This is a genomic window from Fischerella muscicola PCC 7414, from assembly GCF_000317205.1.
In the GTDB taxonomy this organism is placed as follows: domain Bacteria; phylum Cyanobacteriota; class Cyanobacteriia; order Cyanobacteriales; family Nostocaceae; genus Fischerella; species Fischerella muscicola.
The window spans coordinates 1-4,673 of record NZ_AJLK01000123.1 but is presented as its reverse complement, the minus strand read 5'-3'; the positions used below and the strand labels follow the sequence as shown (position 1 = coordinate 4,673).

Here is a 4,673-nt window from a genome sequence, read left to right as displayed (position 1 = left end):
GTACACAATGGTTGTAGGGGTAATTCATGATTTACCCCTACAAAAGAATGAGCAATATGGAATTTTAAATGGTAAATCACATTAGACATTGTTATCGTCGTTTGCTGCGATTAAGTGGTTATAATTATTCCCAAGCTGGTGCTTATTTTCTAACAATTTGTACATATCAAAGAAATTTTATGCTCGGGGATATTGTAAATAATGATGTCAATCTTAATGAGTTAGGAAATATAGTATTAGATTTTTGGAATTCATTACCTAGTAAATATTCAAATATCGAGTTAGATGAATTTGTTATCATGCCAAATCATCTGCATGGTATTGTTGTGATTACAGATACTAATGTCGTAAATCAAAAAGTAAATGTAGGGACAATTCATGAATTGTCCCTACGGGAACGGCGGAATATGCTTTTACCTAAAGTGGTCGGTTACTTCAAGATGAATTCAGCTAAAGCTATTAATCAAAAACTTTCGTCTTTGGGTACATCGGTTTGGCAACGAAATTATTATGAACATATAATCCGTAATGAAGCAGAATTAGACCGAATCAGACAATATATTGTGAATAATCCTGTAAAATGGACGCTAGATTATGACAATCCCGATGGTAAGCCTGACCAAGAAGAAATACAATTTTGGCGGGATTTCGGTCGTAAAGATTTATCAGAATTTTAAATCTTGCCCCACAGTTTGGACATTCCGACAGCAGGCTTAATTTATGGCGATCGCATCCCTGTGTCACCTTCAACTGTCATTCAAAGAGATTAAGGCGAAGTCAAATATCGGATCAATTCACAAAATCCCTCGCCTTCCGCAGCAGTGGTGACATAAACAGGCTGATACTGCAACTGTTGTGCATACTCCAATACATTAGCGACACCCACAGAAATAGGAAAACAACGGTCATCAAATAAACTTTCATCATTGGGACTATCACCCACAGTCACAATTTCTTGGGGTGCAAATTGGGGAAGGTATTTTTGCAACACTTGCAATAACCCAACTGCTTTATCTTGTCCCCAAGGTTTAATGTGACACTGCACGCTGCTGTAAGTAAATCCCCAACCCATTTGCTGACAAAGATTGCTTAAGGTGCGGATTTCCTCTGTACTTAATCCCGCAACATCAAAAGTCCAGTCAGTAATACGGAAACGATTATCTGATGATTCTTGTAGGTGGGGAAATTCGATTTGTAATTTTGCAAAAGCCACAGCTAATTGCTGACGATGGACAACTAAATCAGCAATGGGCGTCAAGAATATAGGTTTTTCGCTGTCGCCTGGGTAAAACAAACCACCATTCTCGGCTATAGCTCCGATAATGGGTAAATAAGCTGCTAATCCACTCACCCAGCCGCCACTACGCCCGGTAACAATCAGCACTTTGATTCCAGCCGTTGCTAAATTCTCAAAAGCTTGCAACATTTGGCTAGTAAACTTACCCGCCACAGTCAAAGTCCCATCCATATCTGTAGCAACTAGACGAATATTACTGAAGCGATCGCCTGATGAAATTTGAGATAAGGGCAGGAGTTTGGACATAGGAGGATCGGGGATTTGCTTTCAAGAGTAGGGGTTTAAAAATCAGGCAGTCATTCTGATTCAACCATTTTTTTTTCGATCATGAAATAGTCCTGCCCCAAAACGGGGAGGACTAAGGGGGGTGAACACAGCTGAAATGTTTCAAAACTTCTTTGAAAAAACTCTGCTACCTAGTGCGCCTACTCTGCGTTTAAAAACACGAGAATTTTACGCTTCTGGAACAAATTCCATCGCCACACCATTCATACAGTAGCGCTGACCAGTTGGTGCAGGGCCATCTTCAAATACGTGACCCAAATGTCCACCGCAACGGCTACAATGTACTTCTATCCTAGTCATAAAAAATGACCTGTCTACCGTTGTGCTAATTGCGCCTTCAATAGGTGCGTAAAAACTCGGCCAGCCAGTACCGCTATTGAATTTGGTTTCTGATGTAAATAATGGCTGTCCACAACCAGCACATACATATGTGCCATCGGCATAATTTTTATCTAGTGGACTTGTGCCAGCCCTTTCTGTACCGTGCTTACGCAGGACACGAAACTGTTCTGGTGTTAAGGTTTTGCGCCACTCTTCCTCAGTTTTATTAATTTCAAATTTTTCACTATTTGAAGTTGCCATAAGTCCTGGTCTCCTGGTTAAATAATTTGACAACCACAGCGCCCCAATGATGACGCCACCTGTTTCTAAAAGAAGTCTTCTTTTCATCTTCTATTATTTATTAAGTTTTTTTACTTTAACAATGAGGCAAACCGTCTAGCTACGATAGAGATTACGCCACTCCATCGCTACGATCAATGCTAAAGCTGAAGAGAAGTCGAGACTCAGATTAAATTAATTGCAAGTTCTGGGATCGCACCTGCATCAATCAATAATATTTATTTTCTACTAAAAATAAACAGATATCTTGCCTACACCACGAGAATTTTATTTAATGCAAGTATGTAAATAAAAAGACCTTTAAATTCCTTAGGTTATGAATCTTAAGTGTTTTTACACAGTTCCGTCCGTGTTAATCGGTGCATCTATTGTGTTGATGCAGCCACACATTGCAGCCGCCCTATCCTCTCAAGAAATAGAAAGGATAGGTAAAGAGATTACAGTGCAGATTGTGGATAATCAAACTCCCCCTGCTACTGGTTCAGGAGTGATTATTAGACGTTCTGGTAACAGTTACACAGTCCTGACTGCTTATCATGTTGTCAAAGAAGATAAAAAATACCAGGTAATTACACCTGATCAACAAAGTTACGCAGTTAACAATGTCAAACACTTACAAGGCCTAGACTTAGCACTAGTCGAGTTTAGTAGTAGCAAACCTTACAGTGTTGCTAAAATTGGTGACTCTGATCTAGCTACAGCTACCACAACAGTATATGTAGGTGGGTTTCCAGCCAAAACAGCAGCTATTTCCAATCCTTACTTTTCTTTCAACAAAGGACAGGTAAACGCTAACGGTGCAGCCCAGCGTGATGGTTATAACTTGATTTATGAAAACAAGACTCTCAATGGTATGAGTGGTGGCCCTGTACTAAATGAAAAAGGGGAATTGGTAGGTGTTCACGGTAGGGCTGATGAACAAGAAATTGGTATAGGTACAACCATCAACGTGGCTTTGCAAAAAATGGTAGCAGTTGGGATAGATGTAGGAGGGCGTTCATACACCAGAAATAGTACTATTCCTACTGCACCAAAAGCTGATGATTTCTTTATCAAAGCTTACGATAGTTATCGCAATAAAGATTATCAAGGAGCGATCGCAAACTATACTCAAGCAATTCGTCTCAATCCTAGATATGCTAATGCCTACTATAACCGGGGTATAGCCCGCTCTGATATTGGAGACAAACAAGGGGCGATCGCTGACTATACTCAAACAGTCAAGATTAACCCCAGACACGACGATGCGTACTACAACCGGGGCTTAGTCTACTATGAATTAAAAAACTACCAAGCAGCGATCGCTGATTATAACGAGTCACTCAAAATAAATCCTAACGCTGAAGATGCTTACCTCAACCGAGGTTTAGCACGCTATGAATTGAAAGACAGACAGGGCGCAATGGCGGATTACAATCAAGCCCTCAAGATCAATCCCAACTATGACAAAGGCTACTACAATCGGGGATTGGCACGCTCTGCATCAGGTGATAAACAAGGGGCGCTTGCTGATTATAACCAAGCGATCAAGCTCAATCCCAACTATGACAAAGCCTATTACAATCGGGGGTTAACTCGTTACGAATTAGGAGATAAACAAGGAGAAATTGATGATTACACCCAAGCTATTAAGGTTAATCCTAGCTATGCCCTTGCCTACTACAATCGGGGAATAGCCCTTTCTGAAAGAGGAGAAACGCAAAAGGCACTAGATGATTTCAATCAAACTATCAAGCTAAGACCCGATTACACTGATGCCTATATTTACCGGGGTTTAACCCTTTATGATTTAGGGGATAAACAAGCGGCATTCAATGACTTTAATCAGGCGATCAAGCTTAGTCCCAACTATGACAAAGCTTACTATAACCGGGGGTTAACCCGCTATGAATTAGGAGACAAGCAAGGGGCTATAACTGATTATAATCAAGCACTCAAGATTAATCCTAAATATGCCAATGCCTACCTCAACCGGGGTTTAACTCGCTCTGAGTTGGGAGATAAACAAGGAGCTATAGCTGACTACAACCAGGCACTCAAGTATAAACCCGACTATGACAAAGCTTATTATAACCGGGGTATAGCCCACTTTGACTTGAAGAATTTGCAACAAGCCCTTGCCGATTTCAATCAAGCTATCAAAATTAATTCCAAGTATGCCAATGCTTACTACAATAGAGCCCTGACACGTCGTGATTTAGGAGATAAAAAAGGCGCTTTGGCTGATTTTAAACAAGCCGCAGAGCTTTATCGACAACAAAACAATAATAATTATTATGAGGATACGCTCATTCAGATTAGAAAGCTGGAGCAGTAAATAATAGCGATCGGGGATTAGGGAGGTGGGGAGATGGGGAACTCACCGGCCCCTGGTGGGGATAAGGGGCAGTGGGGGGAGTGTGAGGGGTTTGAGGGTGTGAGGAGTAAGTATTTTAAAAAACAACTAACAACTAACAACTAACCACTAACT

The 4,673-nt window shown here is 40.7% G+C and carries 4 protein-coding genes; 2 read left to right on the top strand and 2 right to left on the bottom strand.

Annotation, left to right across the window (positions count from 1 at the left end; all coding sequences use genetic code 11):
• Positions 1–299 precede the first annotated feature (299 nt).
• Positions 300–677 carry a transposase gene (locus UYI_RS40230; protein WP_235147977.1) on the top strand — a complete coding sequence of 126 codons (378 nt, stop codon included), beginning with the start codon at positions 300–302 and terminating at the stop codon, positions 675–677.
• An 89-nt stretch (positions 678–766) separates the two neighbouring features.
• Here the strand turns inward: UYI_RS40230 and UYI_RS0119485 are convergent, their stop codons facing one another.
• Positions 767–1,543 (bottom strand): HAD family hydrolase, encoded by a 777-nt coding sequence (locus UYI_RS0119485; RefSeq protein WP_016868354.1) that lies wholly within the window; start codon positions 1,541–1,543, stop codon positions 767–769.
• Positions 1,544–1,750: 207 nt separating this feature from the next.
• A complete protein-coding gene (gene msrB, locus UYI_RS0119480) occupies positions 1,751–2,251 on the bottom strand; it encodes a peptide-methionine (R)-S-oxide reductase MsrB (protein WP_277876812.1) in 501 nt (166 codons plus the stop codon).
• A 268-nt stretch (positions 2,252–2,519) separates the two neighbouring features.
• On the opposite strand from msrB, the gene UYI_RS0119475 reads away from it, so the two are divergent.
• Complete coding sequence (locus tag UYI_RS0119475; protein ID WP_180977266.1) at positions 2,520–4,520, top strand: tetratricopeptide repeat-containing S1 family peptidase; 2,001 nt, start codon at positions 2,520–2,522, stop codon at positions 4,518–4,520.
• The last annotated feature ends 153 nt before the right edge of the window (positions 4,521–4,673 follow it).

Bases quoted from the DNA above. Each gene is read 5' to 3' on its own strand.
- UYI_RS40230 (WP_235147977.1), top strand. From the start codon at position 300: ATGCCAAATCATCTGCATGGTATTGTTGTGATTACAGATACTAATGTC.
- msrB (WP_277876812.1), bottom strand. From the start codon at position 2,251: ATGAAAAGAAGACTTCTTTTAGAAACAGGTGGCGTCATCATTGGGGCG.
- UYI_RS0119475 (WP_180977266.1), top strand. From the start codon at position 2,520: ATGAATCTTAAGTGTTTTTACACAGTTCCGTCCGTGTTAATCGGTGCA.
- UYI_RS0119485 (WP_016868354.1), bottom strand. From the start codon at position 1,543: ATGTCCAAACTCCTGCCCTTATCTCAAATTTCATCAGGCGATCGCTTC.